Source organism: bacterium (genome assembly GCA_019695305.1).
GTDB lineage: Bacteria > UBA10199 > UBA10199 > UBA10199 > JAIBAG01 > JAIBAG01.
Map to the genome: position 1 here is coordinate 38,263 of JAIBAG010000011.1, position 22,439 is coordinate 60,701.

Consider the following 22,439-nt stretch of genomic DNA (forward strand, 5'->3'; position numbering starts at 1 on the left):
CACGCATGCTCAGAGCATGAGACTCAACATGCAAACCGAAGAAATTCGTTCGTGCCTGTGGCGTTTTTTCCGTCGCGAAGGCCGACTTCCCTCTTACTCCGAAATCTGCCGTTTATTTGGATTTGCTTCCAAAAACGCGGCCTCCCGCCTAGTGGATCGCTTGGTAGAAGAAGGGATGATTGAAAAAACCGAAATGGGCAAGCTTATACCCAAACAACTGTCCGTTCCGCTGCGCGTGTTGGGTACGGTTGCTGCCGGTATCCCGCACGATGCCGAAGAACAGCATTTTGATACGCTCTCGCTGGATAACTTTTTGGTAGATGATCCTTTTGAAACTTTTTTACTCCGCGTCACTGGTGATTCCATGATTGATGAAGGCATTAAACCCGGCGATTTGGTGGTGATTGATCGCAAACGCAAGGCGCATCATGGCGATGTGGTATTGGCGCAAATTGATGGCGCGTGGACGCTGAAATATTTTGAAAAAAATGGTAACGAAGTACGCTTAGTAGCCGCTAATACCAAATATGCACCCTTGTATCCCAAAGAAGAACTTATTTTAGGCGGTGTGGTAAATGGGGTTGTAAGAAAATATAACTAATTATTTATTAGGCCAATGCGGGGGCAAAGTTTTGCCTTCGGCAGAGGTATAATGCGGCTTCCCCCCCTTGGGAATTAACGGCGAAAAAGGAGCATGATCGGAATACATTTTGCCTGCAGCAAATTCTACGCGGCCGTCTTTACGAATAATTAAATTTTCACTATCACAACCCTCGGCACCCCGCTTAAAAGATGATTCTACCTTATTGGGCCAATGCACTTTTACACCCATTAATTCATCCTCATCTATTAAAAATTCAATCATGCCTTTTAATTGTTGATCGTAGGGTTGGCAACTTCCTTTTAAATTAGCAAAGTAAGAGCGCGCTAAAGTTTCCAAGGCAAAAAAAGCTGTGTAAAAATTATAGGCCCTAGCAATAATTTTTTTTAGATCAATAATTTTAATGCGGTCGGTAAGACGACCCGGATTTTGAGGGTCCAAAATTTTTTTGTGCATGAGATGCAGTTCATCATCTTCTAGAGCATAATCGGAATGAGTAATAGAATTACGCAACGTACTAAAATAAAACTCATCAAAAATATTTCCAACCTCGGGGATATCAGCCTTTTGGGCCAAACGTTTTATTTCGGTAATCTTATTAAACGAACTAGCTTTGAGTGTTGGCGGCTTAAAATTTTTCCCCTTTTTGTACTCGGGTACTTTTACCAGTTTTTTTTCAAATTCAGGGAAAGGATACAAGGTATAACTCATCCCTAAACGCACGCGTAAAATATTGGCCAGCACATGGTAGGGAGCATTCATTTCGGTAAGATGAATGTAAGAAAGTAGATGCAGGCGCAAATGTGTTTTATCGGGATCTTTAAACATGGTTTTAGGAAGTGTGAGCCTATTTAATCCCATTAAATCTTCCAGCATGTCACGTGCTTCAAATAACGGATCGGCGCCCGTTCGTTCTACCTGCCCTAAACGCAACAAAGCAAAAGCATAATGCGCCAAATCCACATTTTTAATGTTAAAAAGTTGAACTAAAATCTTAAAATAACGATCATAGTCATCGTCATCGGAAATGGTATTGTCGTTTTTAGGAGACACGATTTTTCCATTTTAACACTATTCATGATGTTGGCAACTTCTCGTTTATAGTAAGATTTTTTTAAAAAAATGATCGCCCCAAACTGATATGCCATGTTATGATATATGACTTAAGGGGTTAGCATGCGTAAACGATTTGTTCGTCTTTCCATCGAAATTTTACTCGCCATTGGGCTTATCTCACTTGTTTGGCATCCCATTTTATACAGTCTCATTGTTTTACTTCCTATTATTGGTCTTGGTGTTTACGATATGTTTCAGAAAAAGCATACCGTTCTGCGTAATTTTCCGGTGATTGGCCATTTTAGATATTTGCTCGAAGAAATCCGTCCCGAAATTCAGCAATACTTTATTGAGTCAAACGCCAGCGGCCGGCCGTTTAGCCGCGAAATGAGATCGGTAGTTTATCAACGTGCTAAAAAAGTAAATGATACAGTTTCCTTTGGTACTCAGTTTAACGTTTACGAAGAAGGTTACGAATGGATTAACCATTCCATTTCGCCAAAACCCGTTCATAAAGATGCGCGTATTTCAATTGGAAGCCAACAGTGCAAACAACTGTATGCGGCCTCCATACTGAATATATCGGGCATGAGTTACGGTTCTTTATCTAAAAATGCCATCATTGCTCTTAACAGAGGAGCCAAAAGCGGTGGTTTTTACCACAACACCGGTGAAGGCGGACTTTCATCCTATCATTTAGAAAACGATGCCGACTTGGTGTGGCAAATTGGAACGGGTTACTTTGGATGCCGCAACAACGACGGCAGTTTTAATATTGAAAATTTTGCCCAAAAAGCCTGCCTAAATCCGGTAAAAATGATTGAAATAAAATTATCACAGGGCGCCAAACCCGGACACGGTGGCATTTTGCCAGCAGCTAAGCTTACTCCCGAAATTGCCACCATACGCGGCGTACCAATGGGACAAGATGTCATTAGCCCTCCCAAACACAGCGCCTTTACAACCCCTATTGAGTTGCTCAATTTTGTCAAACTCCTGCGTGATCACTCGGGAGGAAAACCTGTTGGATTTAAATTGTGCGTGGGTAAAAGGCGTGAATTTTTATCTCTTGTAAAAGCCATGCTACAAACAGAAATTGTACCCGACTTTATTACCGTTGACGGCGGCGAAGGTGGTACGGGGGCCGCTCCTCTATCCTATGCTAACTCTATTGGAACTCCATTAAATGACGGGCTTAGCTTTGTGCATGATGTGTTAACAGGAACCAATTTACGCCCGCATATCCGTATTATTGCCAGTGGCAAAGTCATTACCGGCTTTGATATTGCCACTAAACTGGCCTTGGGCGCCGATATTGTCAATTCTGCCCGCGGGATGATGTTTGCCCTGGGTTGCATTCAGGCCTTGCGGTGTAACACCAATCAATGCCCAACGGGTGTAGCCACACAAGATCCAGAACTTACAAAAGGTTTGGATATTTTAGATAAAAGTGAACACATCACCAATTACCACCGGGCCACTGTAAAAGAATTTTTTGAAATTTTAGGAACAGCAGGATTTGAACATCCCAGCGAATTATCGCGACAAGACATCATGCGCCGCATAAGCGCCACCGAAGTGATGAGCTATGAGCATATCTACCCTTCCCTTGAACCCGGAAGTCTTCTGGAAAATAAAATACCTGTTTCTATGGAACTGGACTGGAAATTTTCTAAAGCCGAAAAATTTTAGCCAAATTAATTTCAATTACATGTCTAAATCGCCTATGGGGTTGGCCTGAGCTTTAGTGTAACCAGCGGGGATTTCAAACTGAGTAGATGGAATGCTTTGCTTTTGAATAGAAGTAATTTGTGTTTCTGCTGTAGTTTTGCCGTTTTCAAAAGCAAGCGTTTTAACCGGAAAACCTTGGTACGATTCGTTTGAAACAAGACCTGGGCCAACAAAATCGGTAAAGCCTCCCAAATTCATGTCTTTTAAAAAGTCTTTCATGAACTTTACATAATCAGCAATTACAGCCGTTTCACTAACACCCACACCACTTGTACCCACATCAATAGTCCAAATTTCATTTACTTTAATCCCGTTTCTAGAGCCTTCATAAACATCGGCTGTCCAGTTACCTAAAACTTCCTTACGGCCGGCCTTGGTATAGGTCATTTTGGGTGGCGCCTGGTTGGGAAGTGGAATATTATTTTCGGCCATGGCTTTTTCCATTTGAGCCCGCTCTGCTACAGACATTTTGGCCATTTTATCCTGCATCATCTTCATGGCCTCGTTCATTTTGGCAGTCATAGCCGTCATGGTATTTTTATCAAGCTCCACATAGGTTTTATCGGCATTGTTTAAAATCCATAACACGCCCTTATCTTTTCTAAAAATAACAACGGTATCCCCGTTTGTTTCGGCACGCATTCCCACATTATCTAAATAAATACGCGACTCGATACCTTTGGAGCCCACTGTACTTTCGGTACTGGCCAGCATCACTCCGGCCAAGGCATTGGTACAAAATAAAAAAGTAAGAAAAAAATAAAAAAGGCGCATGGCCATGTTGATATTCCAAAATACGCGAAAGTCAAGAGGGAGATAAGCTACTGAGGCCTGCTTTCGAGACTTAAATTTGAAACAGAAGCTTGGTTTTGTTCGTCGTAAGCCCTACCGCTAATGGCTATACGGCTAAAACGTAAGCCATCGGCATTAACAACTACTGCACCGCTTAAATTCAGTTTATTACGATGTGGACCGTGGTCGTTTACCTGAAGCGATAAACCATTTACCACAAGCGTATTGCTACGCTCAAGCACTCCATCCTCAAACTGCAGGTTACCGGTAGCATTGGTAAAACGAACTTCCGAGTAGCCGGCACCCGTGGGTGTAGTCACATAAAAAACACCATGGCCATCTTGTAAATTAATAGCAGTTTGGTCGAGAACTAACTTTTCAATAAAAAGAGGAAGGCTTCCATGATTAGCTCCTATAGCCAAATCGCCCGAAGTAATTTGTTGAGTATTATCAAAATGCGACGTGAATTCCGATTCGCCATGGTTGCTTGAAATATGCATTCCCACTTCGCCTGCCACATGAAGCAACAAAGGCGCTTGCCCCATAGGCTCAAAATGAAAGTGATTGCCGGTAAATACCAAATGTCCGGCACCCGAAAAATCAACCCGGTTTAATACAAGTTTAGGATTTAATTTTTGCATCACGGGCGTTGCCGCCAGGCGCAGGGTGATGGGTTTTTGCATGTGCCAATCAAACTCACCTTCAATATCCATACTGGGCACCATCTCGGCCGACTCCTCCAGCCGTACAAAGGCATGATTAAGGCTTGAATTTTCAAACTCCATATCGGGCGTAAAAGTGGCGCGCGGAAAATATAAACTGGGAGAACTTACTTCCCAGGTTCCTTTCTTAAAAATTGTAAATACCATGGGGGATTTACGGTGTTCAGCAAAACCATCCCCAAATTCATCGTTTGCATCTCCATACACATTCTCTAGAGAAATTTCGGCTTTTAAATGAACAGGTGAATTTTCCATTTCTAGATGAGCTTCTTTGTTTCCTTTGGAAAAATCTAATGATCCACGTGCTAAATTAAAATCGAAATCGGTTACAAGCGTAGTATTTTCACCTGTGTCACACTCGGATTTTATAATTTGAAGCGTATTAATTTTTATATCACGCGCCTCGCTAATATTAACATGCCCGCCTTTGGCGCTGCCCATAATACTGGCTCTTCTAAAGGTAAAACCATCAATGCTGATAGTAGATTCATTATCGGTTCCGGTGAGAGTTAACGTTCCATGATCACCATCCTCCAGAATGATGTCAAAAGCGGGTGTATTATCGTTACCTAAGGGGGCACTCATATGCAGCTTACCTATAGTTGCCATTTTTAGCTCAATACTGCCATCGGCTAAAGAAATTTTACCGGTAATAGAATTATTGGCATCCATCGCATCGTGTGGACTGTTGCCATGAGCACATCCAAATTCAAAAAAGGCACCACCGTACTTAAAACGCGCACCTTCATCTAATTGTAACGAATTAATATTGATAACCGCATGCCCCCAATTAAGAGGCGATTCTTTTTTATCTTCCTCACTATTACGATTTGTTAGAGGGTTTCCCATGGCTACTAAGGCCATAAAGAAAAATTGCAGCCAGCCCTTAGTACTGTCGTTTAAAAAATCGGGGTCTAGTTTAGATTCTTCCAACAAATGTGCCACCACGCTATCGGGAAGAGGCAGCATTTTAAACAGTAACCGGGTAATTTTTAAATCGCTCTCTTTGGTTTGATACATATTAATTGGCCGTCTTCCATCCGATGGATCTACCAAATCGAGTCTAAAGCTTCCGGTATCGTGATCAAAATAAATACCACGCACGGCTTTAACAGCTCCAAATAAAAGAGGGCGGGTAAAATAAAAATGAAATTGCATCAATTTACCGTTATGAACTCTAATATCTAAAACTGGTTCGCAACCGGCAGGTACTGTAAGAGCGCCAAGTCTTTTGCGCGTAAACGAAAAACCAGTCAGTGTAAATGAGCCATCACGAATATGTTGCGATACATCAAGCATCATACGGGCTTTTTCTTCATCTAAACCGTAGTCCGATAAAAACACATCCCAATCGTTTAAACTTTGCTCAGCTTCACGAACAATATAAGGAGACGCAGGCTGAACTTCTAATGGGTCTGTATTATCTTCGGGCTCCAAAATGTCTTCTTGTTCTTCGGGTGTTTCTGTATAACCCGCAGGACTTGCCTTTACATCCATTTCAATTTTTATTTTACCCTCCTCCTGCCATAAACGGTTAAGCGACAAACTCATGTTGTTGATAGACGTATAGCCGGCATGTGAACTACCTTCCAAAATGTCACCATGCATGGGTGGTTCAAGCACGCCTTCAAAGCGGGCTTTCAGTGTAAAATCATCTTGCATGGCCACCCAAGCTGGGAAAAATGGCAAATTGCTATTGGGCGATAACAAATTCCCCTTTAAAACAAGAGGTCCACGGAGTTCTTTTTTTGTTAAATCAAAAATGGGAGAACCCACTACTCGTCCGTTAAACACAAAACTTTTTGTATTTCCATTTGACTGCAAAGAAAAATTAATATTGCGGAGAGGTAAATTAAGATTTTTAAATTGTAGAGTTTGATGCTTGATATCGTAGACCACGGTTCCTTGATAACGAATGGTTTCGTCAAACAGGAGAGAATTTTTGGATTCAATTTTAAAAACACCATGAATAGTGGTGGTTACATCATCTTTTTCTTTTTTGGAATGCCCCGTCACTTCTTCCAAAGTTACCCAAACATCTTTTAAAATTTCAAGCCGCATCCCTTTTAGCGTAAAATCAATATCTTGTTCGGATAAATTTACAGAAGCGCTAGCCAAGCGTGGTATAGTTTCATCACGCCCTTGGCTTAAGGCCTGAACCGTTAAACGAGATTCATCACCGTTTACGGCAAAAACTCCACCCCCGGTAATAAAATGAGGACTTTTCCCATACAAACTAAGACTACCCTCAAAGGTAAAAAGAATTTTTGAAAAAATACTACCGGCATCCCAAGCATTATTTTCTAAGACAATATTTTTCCAGTATAGCTGTCCATAAGTATCAAACGGAAAATCGAGCGGAACTTCATCAAAATAGAATTCACACCACCCGCCAAAATTTATTTGATCGTCACTCATCAGGCGTGTATCGATATGACCATTAATGATTTTGCCATTCCAGTTTATAGCAATAGGGACCGATGCCTCAATTTCAACACTCCCACACGATGAGGTTAAAAGCTTAAATCGCCCGTCTTCGGTTGCTAGCCGTGAAATAAGACTAGAAGAGTCTACGTTAACATCAGCCTTCACATGACGACTCCACAAGCCTATGCGGTAACAAGAAGGAAGAAGTTGGTTAATTAAGCCTTGTCCACCACCTAGACTCCCTTCGCGGTAAGCATCTTCCCAAAAATCTACATCTGTAGTGGTATCGGATAATCCTGCTTTAGCAATTTGACCCAAAACTCCATGGCCCTTTAAAAACATGGAAAGATCTAGAGAAAGAGTTTGAGGAAAATAAGACCCAAAAAGGGGATTAATATTGGGTTTAATGATAAGTTTTATGCGTCCATCCACCACCACAAGCGATTCAAGCTGTAATAGACGTGTGAATCGTTTAGTTAAATCTTGAAAAAGTAATAACGAATCATGTGGAATAAAATTATTACCAAAAATAGCTTCCAATACGTCGGCGCTATCAACTGACACGTATGTATTTTCAAAAGTAACCAATGTAGTTTTTGTAGCCGATTGTAAATGCCCGCCTGTAATTTGGGCATGTAAACACACCCGTGACTTTTGATCGTACTCCACCGATACCAAACCGCCCGCATATGGAATATCGGCTCGTTCGGGACCATCGGGCACCATTTCGGCATACACTTCGGCCTCATCTACCCCCAAACGCACGGGGTAATCGTTAGGGTTGTAGGGCTGGGTAGAAGGCAATATTTGATAGGAAGGGGTTAATGAACTTAATTGCCAGCTCCCCTCCCATTGTGAAAAATTGATACCGTCATCAAGAGTTGGATAGTGAGCTTTAATCTCATCTTCATTTTGAACAAGCCACCAACCTAAAAATTGTTCTACACGCGGGGGAGTAACGTACATGTCGTGAAAAGTGGAAAGCCAAGAACTAGAAAAGTCTTCGTAGGTAACACCCGCCACTCTAAAAGGCGAATTCTGATTAAGCGGATGTTCGTAATCGGCTAGCTGTAACGGTGTGTTGGGCGTTGGATCGGTTAAAACCCAGTCCCCTGTTCGTTCTACCATTGGATCCTCCCTCCATGGTTAAAAGCGCACATTGGTTCACAGTCTGAAACAGTTTCTATTTTCTTGGATAGGAATTGACGTAGTGGATTGTCTGATGAGATTTGTGGATAAGTCAATATCTAGTTGATTTTTATAAGTTTTTTATACGGTGCGTCATGCGTCAAGACGCGGAAATCATAGGATTTTACCTCATTCAAAAAAAATTAAACTTTTTAAAAAGAAAAAAACACCGTTTTTGGTTTCGTGCTTTCTGTCTAGTAAACCTTATGATATGAATCATGAAATTGTATTTTTCACTATTTTAAAAACTAAAGGGAGGCTTTTATGAAAGGAATTCGCGAACAATTAGCGCCGCTGGCTTTAACCATTTTACGTGCTTATACCGGCATTGTAATGGCCGTTCATGGTTATCAAAAATTTCAAAATTTGGACGCTACCATTGGCGTGTTTACACAGTTAGGAATGCCCATGCCCGATAAATTAGTATGGCTTGCCATAGCCGGCGAATTTTTGGGTGGCCTTGGTTTAATTGTTGGTCTTCTTACTCCGCTGGCAGCCTTTGGTGTTTTTGCCACCATGTTTGTGGCGGTATCGCAGGTACACTTTAAAAACGGCTTACTCTCTTCGAACAACGGTTACGAATACCCTATGACACTCATGTGGATTGCCTTCTTTTTTATCATGAACGGTGCGGGGAAATACAGCTTAGACGCCTTGTTCTGTAAAAAGAAACAAAGCGGAATTGAAATATAAAACAAAAAAGTTTTAGTACTGCGTTATTTAACTTGTTATTTTTGATGCTGTACAAGTGTTTGTAATCAAATTAATTTTATTAGATTTACTTTAATGAATTAATTTGAACAAACACTAGTGAAAGTTTTCGGGTAAGCTCAGAGTTTTTTCGGCGAGCGCTTCCAACAACACTTCGGGTTGGTGGATAGAATAGCTAAATTGATCGATTAAAGCTTCAATGACAGGTTCCATTTCGGGCGTTTCGCCGCGCACCCACGAAACCAGAGTTTCCTTTACCGATCCCAAAAAGCAACGGGCCGTTACAAGAGGCTTTAAGGGACGATAAATCCCATTTTGAACACCCGCTTCAAGCCAACTTGCTATCCGCTTTACTACTTCATCTTCAAATTGTTTAATTTGTGCCTGAAACTCTTCATCTATTGTGTGTGAAGCAAATAAAAGCAGTTGAATCAACAAGGCATCGCGGGTTAAAGCGGCCACCACAGGGCTTGCTTTTTCACGTTTTGTACCTTCTCCTTCAAACGCTTTTAATCCCGTTATAACATCCGTAAAAAGTCGGTTTAACAGTAAGGCCAAAACATCTTTTTTACTCTTAAAATACAAATAAAACGTGCCACGAGCTACACCAGCTTCGTCTATAATTTGCGATACCGATGTTTTATCGTAACCTTCGCGATGAAACACTTGGATGGCGGCGTTTAAAATAAGTTGTTCGCGTTTTTTGCGGTTCATGTTTAAAACTTAACAAGGGCTTGCTTAAATAAATTCACTCCACCTGCAAATGCCTTTATTTAACCCAATCCCTTGCCAGTGAGCTGACATGGGTACTAGGGAGGATGACCAAAAATGTCAACACTTTCGTAATAAAAAAATGAGGGTAAAAAAAATATTTTTTACCCTTGCCTCTAGCCCCTATCCTCGCTAAGCGAGAGAAGCCTCTTATGGGAAAATTAATTTCCATAAAAGGCTAAAAAATTACATCATTTTAAGGTTTTATGGCCACAGTAACCAAATTAAGCCCCTTAACTAACGACGAGTTATTAAATCTCCGTTTTTGTGAGCTCGATTTAAGCCTAGAACCCTTAGCCCCGGCTATTAACCAATTAGGAGAAGAGCTTAGCCTTAAGCAAATTAACTTTATCCCCTCCTGCTTTTTGGCAGACGAATGGTTTGTGCCCACCGATGCCACTAATATTGGAATTCCTTTTTATTTGGTGCATCCGCGTCTTATCAAACTCGAAGAAGACATGATGGCTGATGTAGAAGGCGGCACTTTGGATGAATGTATGCGTATTTTACGACACGAGGCAGGCCACGCCATAGCCCATGCCTATGGGCTTACCAAAACAAAGGCTTATCAAAAAGTTTTTGGCAAACCGTCTGAAGAAACTCCCGATTCATACCGTCCCCGCTTTTACAGCAAAAATTATGTGCGTAATTTGGATAATTTTTATGCCCAATGCGACCCCGACGAAGACTTTGCCGAAACCTTTGCTGTATGGCTTAATCCCTCTTCAAACTACAAAAAACATTATTCGCGCTGGGGCGCCTTAAAAAAACTGGAATGTGTTGAAAGTTTAATGGCAGGCATTACCGGTACACCACCGCTAACCACGCGCACCGAGTATAATTACTCGATTCAAAAACTAAAAACGCGTCTTAAAAATCATTACATTAAAAAGAGACGCGACTATGCCGAAGATTATCCCGATTTTTTTGATCAAGATTTAAAAAAGATTTTTACAGCCGACAAAAAAGAAGGAAGCAAAAAGGCCTCTGTATTCATTAGCCGCCACAAAAAAGAAATGATGACCAAAGTATCACTTTGGTCGGGTGAAAAAAAATATAGTCTCGATCAACTCATTCACAATCTGCAGGCTCGTGCTAATACTTTGGGGTTACTCGTTTACAAAACGGAAACCGAAACACTTATTGATCTTGTTTCTCTCTTAACATCCATGGCAGTTAGCCGAAGACTAACCGGTAAATTAAAGCAAAGAGTGTAATTTTTTATGAAAAAAATAATGATCGCCCTATTTTTATTAATTCCCTTTTATGCTCATTCGGCTTTACCGCCGCTTACTGATAAGCAATTAGACTCACTCTCTAACACAGTGGTAAAAGCCACGGTCACAAGCAATAAAGTAGCCGGTCCAACCCAAGAAATAGGCTGCACAAAAAGAACATTATACACACTCACATTAAAAGTGAGTGACACCATAAAAGGAAAAGCACCAACCACCCAAACCATTACCTACACCGGTATAGAGCTAAAGGAAATGTGTACAGGCCCTTCTGTTGGCCTTCATTTACAGGGCGAAACGGGGATTTTTTATTTAAAATGTGATGAAAAAGAATGTGGAATTATTGATGTTAGGGATAATCCATAAAAAAATATTTATTCTGACAGAGACATAACACGTAAAGGAAATAATCATCTGCCTCACTTTGATAAGCCTTTTTATTTTACTGGCAATCCCCCGATCCTTTTAAATACTTACAATTCACCCAACCCGTTATTTTGTTATAGGTCACCCTACACCATCCGCTGCCGCACTCTTTGGGTTTGGGACTAGCTGGGTCGTCTGGACATTCTAAATTGTTACTATTGGCTACTCCCTTGGCATGCGGCGGAATAGTTCCTACAATTTTATAACTTATTCCTGCTCCCTCGCGGATATTAAGAACATCGTTATCCGCCACACCTTTTACCTCCCAGCAATCCGGCCCGTCGGCCGTGGCATGGGCATAAACCGGGACAAACAATATACTCACCACCATTCCCAAAATATTTTTTCTCATAATAGCAGTGTTTCCTGTTTTTTTTAAAATTGCAACCCCTTCACCACGTCCATCCCATACTTTCCGGGACATAAGGTTTTATCGTTTTTTGCATCAATCTGCTGATGGCCTTTAATAGCCGTCACATGTAAATTTTCCCTTAATACCTTTACCACCAAACCCAGGCTCCTTTTTTGTTCCAATGTTAAATCTTTAATGTCATGATTTCCCAATAGCGCAATACCAATAGAACTTTGATTGGCACTTTTAGCCTGCCATACACGCTCGCTTAAATAGTTAAGCTTAATTACCGTTCCGTTTTGTAAAATAAGATAATGATACGAAATATACGGAGCCCCTTTATTATCTAAATACCCCGAATGAACATGCAGCTTGTAAATTTGGGGCACACTATCACTCACTGTGTGGTGAATAACAAGATGATGAATACCGGCCATAGGCCTAAAACCCCAATAACGTCCGGCAACAGGTGTTAATTGATGCAAAACTAAATCGTGACGACCCAAAAATGAAATGTGATTAATAACAAGAAGCTTATTCATTTTATCGTCTATGGTTTGGTCCATACTCTTCATTCGCTTTTCTAAAATAGGATAAATACGAGAATAAAGACGGTTTAAACGTTCTTCAATTTCTGGTGGAGTATGATTAAAATTTCCTTTCAGGTTTATTAATTCTGTTTTAATCTCCAACCACTCGGGCATGAAGGGTTTTAATTTTTCCTCCACTCCCGAAAATTGAATAAGGTCTTCTACCTCCTCAATGCGGGCGCTAATAATGGGGGCAGAACCCGGTATTTCCTGCGCCCACACAGAAAAAGCCGGTATTATAAAAAGTAAAAATATATATTGCTTGAATTTCATTTTACACCCACAATAACCCGATGTCCGATAAACCCCACATAGCCATTGTATTATCCGACCCAGGCGCTGTTCAGGCTGTTTTACCTGTTTATCAGCATCTTAACAATCTCGATCGCTTTAACTTTACCTTTTTTCTATCAGGCTGGGCCCGCGAGCACACCTCACAAATTGACTCGCCCATTGTATCATTAGGTTTGCGTTTAAAACCCATAGAGGTTATTGAAAAACTTGAAAACCTAAAACCGGCACTTTTATTAACAGGCACCAGCAGTCATTACGAGTTTGAACAAGTATTTCGCAATACGGCTTCTAACCTTAATATTCCAAGCCTTGTTGTGATAGACCAGTGGAGTAATCTAGACCGCCGTTTTACCAATGCCTCGCGCGAGCTTTTTGAAATGACCGATTATATTTGTGTGATGGACGAAGCCACCCACAAAAGTTTTACCCGCGAAGGGTTTAACCCCAAGCGCATTATTATTACTGGACAACCCTATTTTGAAAAGCTGGCAAGCCTTAAAAAGCAAACTTCTGCATCCAATGGTGTGTTATTTTTATCGCAGCCTGTAGAATACTTATTTGTAAATACCGGCATTCCCTTTCCCGAACGTCATCCTTTTTTGGATATTCTGGAAAGTCTTAAAAAAGTTTTTCCAACCGACAGTATTTATTTTAAACAACATCCCTTAGAAAAATGCGATGACGATTTTTTAAATGAACTGAAAGAAATTAAAGTACTAGAGGCCGAACGCGCGGTGTACAGTGTTTGGGGTTTGGCCAATACTGTAGTGGGTTATAATTCTACCTCGTTATTGGATGCCTTGGCTGTGGGCAAAAAAGTGGTGAGCATTGAACTTGTACCCTATGGTAAAAGTTTGGAACGTGCCTTCGATTTATTTGGTATTACTCGTATACCAATATCTAATAAAGAATTGTTGGAAAAAACTCTTGAAAATACGCCGCCGCCGCATGAGCATCCCTTTCAATCTCATATTGGCGCCACCCTACGCATTGCCGATTTAGCCATTAAAATGATTGAAAATTAGAGTAAAAAATTTTTAATTGCATTCGCAAATTCCTGCGGTTTTTCGTGATGAATCATGTGCCCACAGTTTTGAAACGTAATTTTTTGAGAATTTTTTGGAAAATATGACAGGCGCCTTTCCACTTCTTTTAAAACATCTTCAGGATTCCCCAACCATTTCCCCATTTCAGTATCTTGGGCCACAGCAAGCAAACAAGAAGCGGTGATTTTTTGCCAGAACGGAATAATATTATGCATCTGAAACAAATAAGGATTTTTGCCCTTATGCTTAGGGTCGGCGGCAATCTGATAACCCGCGCGCACCTTTTTGCTCATATGACGCGCCAAAAAAAGAGCGTATTCGTGCTTTAATTTAGGATTGGCCTTTACAAAGCGTTCGGCAATTTCTTTGATGGTTTTGTACGCTTTAAAAGGATGAATTTCTTCTTCCAGCCATGTGCGCATGCGCTCTGGACCTAACTCTCCGGGCATGTCCATAATGCCGTATGCTTCGGAATTAATAAAATGACGAATCCTTTCCGGAAAAGTACCCGCATAAATAGACACCATATTCCCACCCATAGAGTGGCCGACGATATCGACGGGTTCATTAGGAGAAAAGTGATTTAAGAGCGCATGCACGTCGCCAATATATTCGTAGAAAAAATACCCCAGCTTATTTTTGGTATGTTGCGAATGGCCAAACCCACGCAAATCGGGTGCTATGCAGTAAAAATCTTTCTCTAAATGCTCGCATAAAAAATTGAAAGTGGATCCCATTTCCATCCAGCCATGGATTAAGAATAATTTCGGCTTTTTGGGAGAACCCCAGGTGGCAATGCGATGCTTAAGGCCATTGAGTTTTATGTTAATGTGTTTCATTTTTGAGAGCCTGGCCACATATTTTCAATTTCTTGAGCCTGTAATGACTCAGTAAATCTTTCCCATAAAATACCATTCACGTCTTTTTCGGCATCAAATGCTTTTGCCTCATCATCTTCCCAGCCCACATGTCGGAGGGTACCAGGATTTTCAGCTTTCCGGATAGAAAAATTAAGAGTGTTGGTACGCCAAAGTGCATATTCATTCTCAATAACAACAGTTGGTTCACACTCTAAACGCTTAGAATAATCTTGAACGGATATTTCAATATCTTTGACCGAAAGAGCAATATGAAATTTTTTCATGTCTTTAACTCAATCCCCACCGGACAATGATCCGACCCCATCACATTAGCACGAATACAGGCACTTTTAACACAAGCTTGCATGTTTCCCGACACGCAAAAGTAATCAATACGCCACCCTACGTTCCGGGATCTCGCCTGCATCCTATAACTCCACCAGGTGTAATTTTTAGGTTCCTTATTGAACATGCGAAACGTATCTACAAAATTAGCCGCTAAAATATTATCAAAACCTGCACGCTCCTCATCGGTAAATCCGGCATTAAAACGATTGGTTTTGGGATTAGCCAAATCAATTTCGGTATGAGCCACATTGAGATCGCCGCAAAAAATAACAGGCTTTTTCTTTTCCAGATTTTTTACAAAGTTAAGAAAAGCGATGTCCCACTGAACACGGTACTTTAAACGGGCTAGCTCCTCCTGTGAATTGGGCGTGTAAACATTCACAAGATAATAATCTTTAAATTCCAGCGTCAGCACACGCCCTTCCTGATCGTGCTCGGCAATACCCATGTCGTAAATAACATTAAGAGGATCAACGCGTGTAAAAATAGCAGTACCCGAATATCCCTTACGCGCCTTGGAACTATTCCAGAAAGCGGCATAACTGTTTAAATGAGGCGCTTCTTTGGGCAAATCAATCTGACTTTGCTCGGCTTTGGTTTCTTGCAAACAAAGGATATCAGGATTTTCATCCCTTACATAATCGTTAAAACCCTTGCCGCAAATAGCACGGATACCGTTGACGTTCCAAGAGATGAGCTTCATGGGCAAAAATCTAGTGAATTAATAATCGGATGTAAACGATTTACTGCGGTTATTTTTCTTAGCAGACTGATGTTTTTTGCCAGCCAGCATCTTTTCCTTAGCTCTTTTACTTCTTTTTCGCTTTTGCCGGCGGATTTTTTCGCGTTCGGCCACAATTTTTGCTTTTTTGCCCAAAACAATGGCTTCTAAACGCTCCACCAAGAGCCTTCGGGCCAAAAAACGGTTAAGAGCTTGAGAACGCGACTCGGCACATTTGATACGAATGCCCGAAGAAGGATGAAAAAGGCTTACCGCCACCGATGTTTTGTTGATTTTTTGACCGCCAGGCCCTCCACTGCGCACAAAATCCTCTTCAAAATCAGATTCATGCAGATTAAGCACTACCATCCGGCGTTTTAAATCATCTAACTTGGCCTGTGATACCCCAAAATCGGTCATAAAAGTCTTCTACACCATTCACCATCCACTATCCACCATCCACTTTTATTTAAAAAAGAATAATTGGTGTCGGATAATGTTTTTGATAAACAAGAACAATGAAAATACTTTTTACTCTCTTCTTTTTTCTTCTATCCACTGCCACTTTTGCCGCCGAATCTGTGGATAAAGGCTCTTGTTCGTATAATGGACATAAATTGTACGGAAAAATAAAAGTTGTTGATGCGTTCCCAGACATAAAAGTCCAGGTTGTTCAGGCATTCCCCGATGTTAAAGTTAAAACTGTGGATAACTTTCCGGATAAATGTGGAGAATGGCAAATGGTGCAAGATTTTCCAGACACTAAAGTGCAGTTTGTTGAATCTTTTCCCGATGTAAAAATACAATTTGTAAGTTCGTTTCCCGGATTTTAATCTTCTAAAAGAAATATTTTTTATTTTTAGAAAAAATCTCTTCCCTTTAAAAAAACTTTACGGTTACAATATTGAAAATTTCCGGTGAATGAAAACGGAACTAACCTCTAACTGGGTAAAATAAAAACATGGATCAAACATTTTTATACTTAATCCCCGTTGTTTTAGTAGCTTGGGCCGGTGCCAGCTTTATGCTGTATAAAACGGAAATTTCTAAATCTCCCATGGGACCTAAAGTGCGTAGGCGCCGTCGTAACCGCCGTATTTTGGAATTGGAATAGCTTAGTTTTTCTTCAAATAATCACAATCCTTTTGCAAAACACATACTTCGCATTGTGGGCTACGAGCATGACAAACTTCTCGCCCGTGAGTAATTAAAAGATTAGTCACTTTTTTCCAGTTTTTAGAAGAAGTGGCAGCCATTAAATCTTGTTCTATTTTAAGTGGATCGGCATGATGAGTAAGCCCCAAGCGTTGTGATACACGAGCAACATGTGTATCCACACAAACCCCTACATTTATTTGAAAAGCTTCCGATAACACAACATTGCCAGTTTTACGTCCTACCCCGCGTAAAGTAACAAGTTCTTCCATGGTTTGCGGCACACGTCCGCCAAAATCTTTCACCAATTTCTGGGCACATTCCTTAATATTGCGTGCTTTATTTTTATAAAAACCTGAGGATCTTATCAGTTTTTCAATATCAGAAAGAGACGCTGCGGCAAGTTTTGCCGCCGTCCCAAACTTTTTAAAAAGTGCCGGTGTTAACGCATTAATTTGCTTATCGGTAGATTGGGCCGAAAGGATAGTAGCAATTAATAAATGAAACGGATCACTATATTGAAGCGCTGTTTTGGCATGCGGGTATTCTCTTTGAAGTATTGTAAGAATTTTTTCCAATTTGGACATACCCATTACTTTTTGACACCTTCAATTATTTTTTGATTGTTTTGAATATCGTGTGCCTCGGCAAGCCAGCCTTCTAAATTAGAAGCCCGTTCTCCATTTGAAGGATGCGACGAAAAGAAATTATAATCTTTACCATCTTTACGCGAAGCTGCACGTTTCCATACGTCAATAGCCGCTTCGGGTTTATAGCCCGCTTTAGTCATGTAATAAAAACCCACTTGATCGGCTTCTCGCTCAAACTTACGTGAATAACTGGGCATAGTAAGATTAACTCCCAAGCTCACCATTTGATCAAAACCTTGCTGCCATTCACCACCTACCGTTTGCCCTACGGCCACACTGGCAATGGCACCCAAAATACCAAAGCTTTGCATGGTAGACGCACGGCGCGTGACATGGCGCTGGGTAGCGTGAGCTATTTCGTGACCTAGTACAGCGGCCAGTTCATCATCATTAGCCGGATTAATAAGCCCCTTGTCTTTAGAAAAAAGTCCCGTAAACACGCCAATTTTTCCTCCTGGTAAACAGTAAGCATTCACCACATCGGGTTTATCGTAAATATGGACTTCGTAAGGGAAATTAGGCTTATCGGAAACAGTAGCAATTTTTTTAACAATATTTTCAATGCGCGTTTTAACTGCAGCATATTCGGGTGGGTCAATAGCCACCTTTTTACGCTTAAATTCCTTCATCTGCTGCTCCTGCACCATTTCACCAATTTTAATATCGGTATCTACAGCATATAAATTGTACCCGTTGGTTTTATAATTGGTAAGACGAACGCCTTCTTTATTTTTAATTTTTTTACGGTTTTCTTGCGATTGTTGGTTAGTAACAGATCCGTTTTGATCGGAATAACTATAACTATTTTGAGGACGGGGGCCTTCGCCGCAGGAGATAAAGCCAAAACTAACGAGAACGCTTAAGCATAAAAATTTCTTTTTCACGCAAACCTCCAAGGTTATTAATCAAAACCTGGTTGTATTTATTTTTTTGAAAAAATGAAGCCCTACCTTAAAGCCTTCACTCCACAAGCACAATACGCTGTCTTCACAGAAATGGTGAAGGCGTCATCTTATAAATAGGCCTCTTTTTTTCAAAAAAATAAATACAACCAGGTTTTGATTACACCCAGGGTTAAAATTTTCACATTATTTTTTAAAAAGGAATCAAAACTCCACATCCATAGGAATTTTAGATCCATTGATAATGGATTTGGCACGCGCACGTACTAAAGGTAAAAATTCATCTACAAAAAAGAGTGCGGTTTGAATTTTAGCCGTATACGCGGGGCCCGTTTTTTTAAGACATACCACGGCCTGACGAAGCAACACATAGGTTACCACCACATGCCCGCAAATTTCCAAAAAGGGTGTAGCTCCCAATTGTGGCGTAATACGGTCGCCTCCCATACCCCATTCGGCAAATTTCATCACAACCGAACCCAAGGTATCGTTAGCCTCTTTTAAAGCCTTGCCTGCTTTTTCAAGTTCGGGAGTTGTAGAGAGTGATGAGGCAAAAGCAGATATTTCTTCGTAGAGTTCGCGAAACATCTCGCCATTTTTAGATGGCAATTTGCGCGCCAATAAATCGAGGGCCTGAATCCCATTGGTACCTTCGTATAACGAGGCAATTTTTGCATCGCGCATGTATTGCTCAATGGGATATTCGCTAATATAACCATAACCGCCATACACCTGCATGGCTATTTCGGTAGCTTTAAAGCCCATATCGGACGAATAGGCTTTGTAAACAGGCGTAAGGAGATCAATGCGGTTTTGCGCCTTAGCTTTTTGGGCAGCATCATTTGAATACTTGGCTACATCGCCCATAAAAGCCGCTTCCATGAGCATGGCACGCAAACCTTCACTGATAGCTTTCATATACATCAAATTGCGACGCACATCGGGATGATTCACAATAGTGTTGCCACCCTGAGTACGATCGCGGGCATAATTTAAGGCGTTAAGATACACGCTGGAGGCAATAGCCATCCCTTGCACGCCCACCATAATGCGGGCTTCATTCATCATCTGAAACATATAGCTCATGCCTTTTGATTGCTCGCCAACAAGATAACCACGGCAGGTACCTTTTTCTCCAAAATTAAGTGAGCAGGTAGCGGAAGCTTTAATGCCCATTTTATGCTCTACATTCACACAGCTAACATCGTTGGGCTTATCCAAGCTACCGTCTTCATTAACCCAAATTTTTGGCACAGCAAAAAGAGAAATACCCTTGGTACCCTGAGCATCCCCCACAACACGAGCTAAAACAAGATGGATGATATTGTCCGTCATGTTTTGATCGCCGCCCGAGATAAATATTTTGTTACCGCGAATGAGATACGTACCATCCTCTTGAGGGGTAGCGCTGGTTTTAATATCGCCCAAACCAGAACCGGCCTGGGGTTCGGTTAAACACATGGTCCCCGAATATTCACCAGCGTACATTTTATGACAAAACTTGCGCGCTAAGGCTTGGGTTCCAAATGTTTCTATAAGATGAGCCGAACCGCGTGTTAAACCGGGATACATAAAAAAAGAATAATTCGCTCCCGAAAAAAATTCGCAGCAGGCTGCCGTAATAAAAAGAGGCAAACCTTGTCCGCCCCACTCAGGATTTACATCCATTCCTATAAAACCGTTTTGAGCATAGGTATGAAAGGCCTCTTTAAAACCATCGGGCACTTTTACCATGCCATTTTCAAGCTTGGTCCCTTGCTTATCGCCCACGGGATTTAAGGGTCCTAAGGTATCTTTGGTAAATTTGAGAGCTTCAGAAAGCACCATTTTATACATATCCACCGAGTGGTCGGCATACGGCGTTAGTGCCAAAATTTTGGAAATATCCAAGAATTCAAAGAGGTTAAACTCAAGATCGTTTAAGTTAGCAAGATAGGTCATGGGCCTTTTTTTATACAAACCTCGCTTGATTTTCCAGCATTATTATGTGAGTTTGCCGCCATGAGTAATGAGGCTATTTTAGAGCTAAAAATGAACCGGAAGGGCTTTGGTTTAAAAAACGATATTAAAGAAGACTTAAAAGACCTTTATCACAGCGATATTATTGAAGAGCTTAAAAGCGCCGGTTACAGTAAAAATTTTGGAACTATTACCATCCATTTGGCCCGTGAATTTGGTTTTTGTTATGGAGTAGACCGTGCCGTGGAACTAGCCTACGAAACCCGTAAACGTTATCCCGATAAAAAAATTTATCTCACCACCGAAATTATTCACAACCCTTTAGTAAACACCAATCTCATCAACATGGGTGTTAAATTTTTGTCGGGGCCTTATAAAAGTGCAGAACTGGATGATGTACACCCAAACGACGTAGTGATTGTACCCGCTTTTGGCACAACAACATCGCTACTCTCTCAGCTTGTCGATAAAAAATGTGAACTGGTAGACACTATTTGCGCTTCGGTAATTGTAGTTTGGAAACGGGTAGAAAAATATGCCAAGGAAGGTTTTACGGCCATTGTACACGGTAAATATTTTCATGAAGAAACCGAAGCCACTACCTCGCGTGTGGCTGCCTTTAAAGGTGGTAAATATTTGGTGGTTTTTAACGAAACCGAAGCTCAGTATGTATGCGACTACATTGTAAAAGGCGGCAATAAACAAGAATTTTTACAAAAATTTGCCAAATGCATGTCGGATGGATTTGATCCCGATACCGATTTAAATAAAATTGGCCTAGCCAATCAAACCACCATGCTGTCTTCCGAATCTCTTAAAATTGCAGGCATGATTAAAGACACACTCGTGCAAAAATTTGGAAATGATCATTTAAAAGATCATTTTATGTCATTTGACACCATTTGTAATGCTACACAAGACCGTCAAAATGCCATTTTGGAATTTAAAGATAAAAAACCTGATCTTATTTTAGTGATTGGTGGCTATAATAGCTCTAACACCAATCATTTATGCGAAATTGCCGAAAAAATTGCGCCTACCTACCATATAGACAGCGCTAAATGCGTTGAATCGGCCACACTTATTAAGCACAAGCCTTTTGGGCAAAAACATCAAATTGAAAGTAAAAACTGGTTGCCTCAAGGCAATATTTCCATTGGTCTTACAGCCGGCGCTTCTACACCTAACCAAGAATTAGGAGAGACCTTAAAGAAGATTCTTACGTTTAGACTATGACAAAACAAATGGATGCATTGTTGCATCCATTTGTTTTGTCATAGTCTTATCCCGTTTTTCGGGATTAGAGGGAATCATGATGAAAACCATCATTACTACTTTTATTCTCTTATTTACCCTTCCTGTTTTTGCCAAAGTTGATACATCCCAGCCCGAAACAAAATGTCGTTTAAATTTTGAATTAAAAAGTTGGGCTATTTTTTATAAAAAGGGAGACGGTTCGGGTACCGTCACCTGCGACAACGGACAGCGAGTGAATGTTATTGTACAAACCCGTGGTGGTGGTCTTAGTTTTGGAAAAACAAAAATTACCGATGGCGAAGGTACCTTTACCCATGTGCACGATATTAACGAAGTACTGGGATCGTATGCCACCAGTGAAGCTCATGCCGGCGTTGCTAAATCGGTAGACGCCCAAGCAATGACTAATGGCGATGTATCACTTTCTCTTACCGCAAAAGGAAAAGGGGTTGATATAGGGATTGCTTTTGGCTCATTTAAACTGATACAAAAAGGCAATATTGCTCAGGTATCAGGAGGAGATCCGGTTATTCAAAACACAAACGTGACTGAGCCTAAAAAAGTAAAATCGTCCTCGGGAGTAGTAGAAAAAGATCTATCTAGCGGGCCACCTCAAAAAGACTATCATAAAGTTCAAAATTAATT

The 22,439-nt window shown here is 40.9% G+C and carries 23 protein-coding genes; 10 read left to right on the forward strand and 13 right to left on the reverse strand.

What is annotated here, in order from left to right:
* The first annotated feature begins 28 nt into the window (after positions 1 to 28).
* Positions 29 to 601, forward strand: a complete 573-nt coding sequence (gene lexA / locus K1X76_06710) for a transcriptional repressor LexA (GenBank protein MBX7148762.1) — start codon at positions 29 to 31, stop codon at positions 599 to 601.
* On the opposite strand, the gene K1X76_06715 is transcribed toward lexA, so the two are convergent.
* Positions 602 to 1,654 carry a hypothetical protein gene (locus K1X76_06715; GenBank protein MBX7148763.1) on the reverse strand — a complete coding sequence of 351 codons (1,053 nt, stop codon included), beginning with the start codon at positions 1,652 to 1,654 and terminating at the stop codon, positions 602 to 604.
* Between the two features lie 123 nt (positions 1,655 to 1,777).
* Here K1X76_06715 and K1X76_06720 point away from each other — a divergent pair, with 123 nt between their 5' ends.
* Positions 1,778 to 3,349 carry an FMN-binding glutamate synthase family protein gene (locus K1X76_06720; GenBank protein ID MBX7148764.1) on the forward strand — a complete coding sequence of 524 codons (1,572 nt, stop codon included), beginning with the start codon at positions 1,778 to 1,780 and terminating at the stop codon, positions 3,347 to 3,349.
* Between the two features lie 15 nt (positions 3,350 to 3,364).
* Here the strand turns inward: K1X76_06720 and K1X76_06725 are convergent, their stop codons facing one another.
* Both K1X76_06725 and K1X76_06730 read right to left on the reverse strand, forming a co-directional pair.
* The gene (locus K1X76_06725) at positions 3,365 to 4,168 is read right to left on the reverse strand and encodes a DUF4412 domain-containing protein (GenBank protein ID MBX7148765.1); all 804 of its coding nucleotides are present in this window, start codon (positions 4,166 to 4,168) and stop codon (positions 3,365 to 3,367) included.
* Between the two features lie 41 nt (positions 4,169 to 4,209).
* A complete protein-coding gene (locus K1X76_06730; protein ID MBX7148766.1) occupies positions 4,210 to 8,457 on the reverse strand; it encodes a hypothetical protein in 4,248 nt (1,415 codons plus the stop codon).
* 324 nt (positions 8,458 to 8,781) lie between these two features.
* Here K1X76_06730 and K1X76_06735 point away from each other — a divergent pair, with 324 nt between their 5' ends.
* Positions 8,782 to 9,210, forward strand: coding sequence for a DoxX family protein (locus tag K1X76_06735; protein MBX7148767.1), 429 nt, complete (start codon positions 8,782 to 8,784; stop codon positions 9,208 to 9,210).
* Between the two features lie 114 nt (positions 9,211 to 9,324).
* Here K1X76_06735 and K1X76_06740 read toward each other — a convergent pair whose 3' ends face one another.
* Positions 9,325 to 9,942: a TetR/AcrR family transcriptional regulator gene (locus tag K1X76_06740; protein ID MBX7148768.1), complete on the reverse strand. Its 618-nt coding sequence runs from the start codon at positions 9,940 to 9,942 to the stop codon at positions 9,325 to 9,327.
* A gap of 263 nt (positions 9,943 to 10,205) precedes the next feature.
* On the opposite strand from K1X76_06740, the gene K1X76_06745 reads away from it, so the two are divergent.
* On the forward strand, positions 10,206 to 11,216 hold the full coding sequence (locus tag K1X76_06745) for a putative zinc-binding metallopeptidase (GenBank protein MBX7148769.1): 1,011 nt from the start codon (positions 10,206 to 10,208) through the stop codon (positions 11,214 to 11,216).
* A gap of 6 nt (positions 11,217 to 11,222) precedes the next feature.
* Positions 11,223 to 11,600, forward strand: coding sequence for a hypothetical protein (locus tag K1X76_06750; GenBank protein ID MBX7148770.1), 378 nt, complete (start codon positions 11,223 to 11,225; stop codon positions 11,598 to 11,600).
* 76 nt (positions 11,601 to 11,676) lie between these two features.
* Here the strand turns inward: K1X76_06750 and K1X76_06755 are convergent, their stop codons facing one another.
* Together K1X76_06755 and K1X76_06760 are read right to left on the reverse strand one after the other, a co-directional pair.
* On the reverse strand, positions 11,677 to 12,012 hold the full coding sequence (locus K1X76_06755) for an SH3 domain-containing protein (protein ID MBX7148771.1): 336 nt from the start codon (positions 12,010 to 12,012) through the stop codon (positions 11,677 to 11,679).
* 23 nt (positions 12,013 to 12,035) lie between these two features.
* Positions 12,036 to 12,875, reverse strand: a complete 840-nt coding sequence (locus K1X76_06760) for an N-acetylmuramoyl-L-alanine amidase (GenBank protein ID MBX7148772.1) — start codon at positions 12,873 to 12,875, stop codon at positions 12,036 to 12,038.
* A 20-nt stretch (positions 12,876 to 12,895) separates the two neighbouring features.
* On the opposite strand from K1X76_06760, the gene K1X76_06765 reads away from it, so the two are divergent.
* Positions 12,896 to 13,921 (forward strand): hypothetical protein, encoded by a 1,026-nt coding sequence (locus K1X76_06765; protein ID MBX7148773.1) that lies wholly within the window; start codon positions 12,896 to 12,898, stop codon positions 13,919 to 13,921.
* On the opposite strand, the gene K1X76_06770 is transcribed toward K1X76_06765, so the two are convergent.
* The 4 genes from K1X76_06770 to K1X76_06785 are packed head-to-tail and all read right to left on the reverse strand — an operon-like array spanning position 13,918 to position 16,291.
* Entirely contained in the window at positions 13,918 to 14,781 is an 864-nt protein-coding gene (locus K1X76_06770; protein MBX7148774.1) for an alpha/beta hydrolase, read from the reverse strand. The two genes, K1X76_06765 and K1X76_06770, sit on opposite strands and share 4 nt — an antisense overlap.
* Positions 14,778 to 15,086 carry a hypothetical protein gene (locus K1X76_06775; protein MBX7148775.1) on the reverse strand — a complete coding sequence of 103 codons (309 nt, stop codon included), beginning with the start codon at positions 15,084 to 15,086 and terminating at the stop codon, positions 14,778 to 14,780. Before K1X76_06775 ends, K1X76_06770 begins: the two co-directional genes overlap by 4 nt.
* Entirely contained in the window at positions 15,083 to 15,853 is a 771-nt protein-coding gene (gene xth, locus K1X76_06780) for an exodeoxyribonuclease III (GenBank protein MBX7148776.1), read from the reverse strand. Before xth ends, K1X76_06775 begins: the two co-directional genes overlap by 4 nt.
* Positions 15,854 to 15,871: 18 nt before the next feature.
* Positions 15,872 to 16,291 carry a peptide chain release factor-like protein gene (locus K1X76_06785; protein ID MBX7148777.1) on the reverse strand — a complete coding sequence of 140 codons (420 nt, stop codon included), beginning with the start codon at positions 16,289 to 16,291 and terminating at the stop codon, positions 15,872 to 15,874.
* Between the two features lie 98 nt (positions 16,292 to 16,389).
* Here K1X76_06785 and K1X76_06790 point away from each other — a divergent pair, with 98 nt between their 5' ends.
* Together K1X76_06790 and K1X76_06795 are read left to right on the forward strand one after the other, a co-directional pair.
* Positions 16,390 to 16,704: a hypothetical protein gene (locus K1X76_06790; GenBank protein MBX7148778.1), complete on the forward strand. Its 315-nt coding sequence runs from the start codon at positions 16,390 to 16,392 to the stop codon at positions 16,702 to 16,704.
* 128 nt (positions 16,705 to 16,832) lie between these two features.
* Positions 16,833 to 16,985, forward strand: coding sequence for a hypothetical protein (locus K1X76_06795; protein MBX7148779.1), 153 nt, complete (start codon positions 16,833 to 16,835; stop codon positions 16,983 to 16,985).
* A gap of 1 nt (position 16,986) precedes the next feature.
* On the opposite strand, the gene nth is transcribed toward K1X76_06795, so the two are convergent.
* From nth to K1X76_06810, 3 genes are all read right to left on the reverse strand, one after another.
* A complete protein-coding gene (gene nth, locus K1X76_06800; protein ID MBX7148780.1) occupies positions 16,987 to 17,613 on the reverse strand; it encodes an endonuclease III in 627 nt (208 codons plus the stop codon).
* A gap of 5 nt (positions 17,614 to 17,618) precedes the next feature.
* Entirely contained in the window at positions 17,619 to 18,560 is a 942-nt protein-coding gene (locus K1X76_06805) for a M48 family metallopeptidase (protein MBX7148781.1), read from the reverse strand.
* 222 nt (positions 18,561 to 18,782) lie between these two features.
* Complete coding sequence (locus K1X76_06810) at positions 18,783 to 20,519, reverse strand: acyl-CoA dehydrogenase (protein ID MBX7148782.1); 1,737 nt, start codon at positions 20,517 to 20,519, stop codon at positions 18,783 to 18,785.
* Between the two features lie 60 nt (positions 20,520 to 20,579).
* Between K1X76_06810 and K1X76_06815 the strand changes: the two genes are divergently transcribed.
* Together K1X76_06815 and K1X76_06820 are read left to right on the forward strand one after the other, a co-directional pair.
* The gene (locus K1X76_06815) at positions 20,580 to 21,773 is read left to right on the forward strand and encodes a 4-hydroxy-3-methylbut-2-enyl diphosphate reductase (protein MBX7148783.1); all 1,194 of its coding nucleotides are present in this window, start codon (positions 20,580 to 20,582) and stop codon (positions 21,771 to 21,773) included.
* 76 nt (positions 21,774 to 21,849) lie between these two features.
* The gene (locus K1X76_06820) at positions 21,850 to 22,437 is read left to right on the forward strand and encodes a hypothetical protein (protein MBX7148784.1); all 588 of its coding nucleotides are present in this window, start codon (positions 21,850 to 21,852) and stop codon (positions 22,435 to 22,437) included.
* Positions 22,438 to 22,439 lie beyond the last annotated feature (2 nt).

Excerpts from the sequence above, each read along its gene's own strand:
- lexA (MBX7148762.1), top strand. The coding sequence starts at position 29 with ATGCAAACCGAAGAAATTCGTTCGTGCCTGTGGCGTTTTTTCCGTCGC.
- K1X76_06720 (MBX7148764.1), top strand. The coding sequence starts at position 1,778 with ATGCGTAAACGATTTGTTCGTCTTTCCATCGAAATTTTACTCGCCATT.
- K1X76_06725 (MBX7148765.1), bottom strand. The coding sequence starts at position 4,168 with ATGGCCATGCGCCTTTTTTATTTTTTTCTTACTTTTTTATTTTGTACC.
- K1X76_06730 (MBX7148766.1), bottom strand. The coding sequence starts at position 8,457 with ATGGTAGAACGAACAGGGGACTGGGTTTTAACCGATCCAACGCCCAAC.
- K1X76_06735 (MBX7148767.1), top strand. The coding sequence starts at position 8,782 with ATGAAAGGAATTCGCGAACAATTAGCGCCGCTGGCTTTAACCATTTTA.
- K1X76_06740 (MBX7148768.1), bottom strand. The coding sequence starts at position 9,942 with ATGAACCGCAAAAAACGCGAACAACTTATTTTAAACGCCGCCATCCAA.
- K1X76_06745 (MBX7148769.1), top strand. The coding sequence starts at position 10,206 with ATGGCCACAGTAACCAAATTAAGCCCCTTAACTAACGACGAGTTATTA.
- K1X76_06750 (MBX7148770.1), top strand. The coding sequence starts at position 11,223 with ATGAAAAAAATAATGATCGCCCTATTTTTATTAATTCCCTTTTATGCT.
- K1X76_06755 (MBX7148771.1), bottom strand. The coding sequence starts at position 12,012 with ATGAGAAAAAATATTTTGGGAATGGTGGTGAGTATATTGTTTGTCCCG.
- K1X76_06760 (MBX7148772.1), bottom strand. The coding sequence starts at position 12,875 with ATGAAATTCAAGCAATATATATTTTTACTTTTTATAATACCGGCTTTT.
- K1X76_06765 (MBX7148773.1), top strand. The coding sequence starts at position 12,896 with ATGTCCGATAAACCCCACATAGCCATTGTATTATCCGACCCAGGCGCT.
- K1X76_06770 (MBX7148774.1), bottom strand. The coding sequence starts at position 14,781 with ATGAAACACATTAACATAAAACTCAATGGCCTTAAGCATCGCATTGCC.
- K1X76_06775 (MBX7148775.1), bottom strand. The coding sequence starts at position 15,086 with ATGAAAAAATTTCATATTGCTCTTTCGGTCAAAGATATTGAAATATCC.
- xth (MBX7148776.1), bottom strand. The coding sequence starts at position 15,853 with ATGAAGCTCATCTCTTGGAACGTCAACGGTATCCGTGCTATTTGCGGC.
- K1X76_06785 (MBX7148777.1), bottom strand. The coding sequence starts at position 16,291 with ATGACCGATTTTGGGGTATCACAGGCCAAGTTAGATGATTTAAAACGC.
- K1X76_06790 (MBX7148778.1), top strand. The coding sequence starts at position 16,390 with ATGAAAATACTTTTTACTCTCTTCTTTTTTCTTCTATCCACTGCCACT.
- K1X76_06795 (MBX7148779.1), top strand. The coding sequence starts at position 16,833 with ATGGATCAAACATTTTTATACTTAATCCCCGTTGTTTTAGTAGCTTGG.
- nth (MBX7148780.1), bottom strand. The coding sequence starts at position 17,613 with ATGTCCAAATTGGAAAAAATTCTTACAATACTTCAAAGAGAATACCCG.
- K1X76_06810 (MBX7148782.1), bottom strand. The coding sequence starts at position 20,519 with ATGACCTATCTTGCTAACTTAAACGATCTTGAGTTTAACCTCTTTGAA.
- K1X76_06815 (MBX7148783.1), top strand. The coding sequence starts at position 20,580 with ATGAGTAATGAGGCTATTTTAGAGCTAAAAATGAACCGGAAGGGCTTT.
- K1X76_06820 (MBX7148784.1), top strand. The coding sequence starts at position 21,850 with ATGATGAAAACCATCATTACTACTTTTATTCTCTTATTTACCCTTCCT.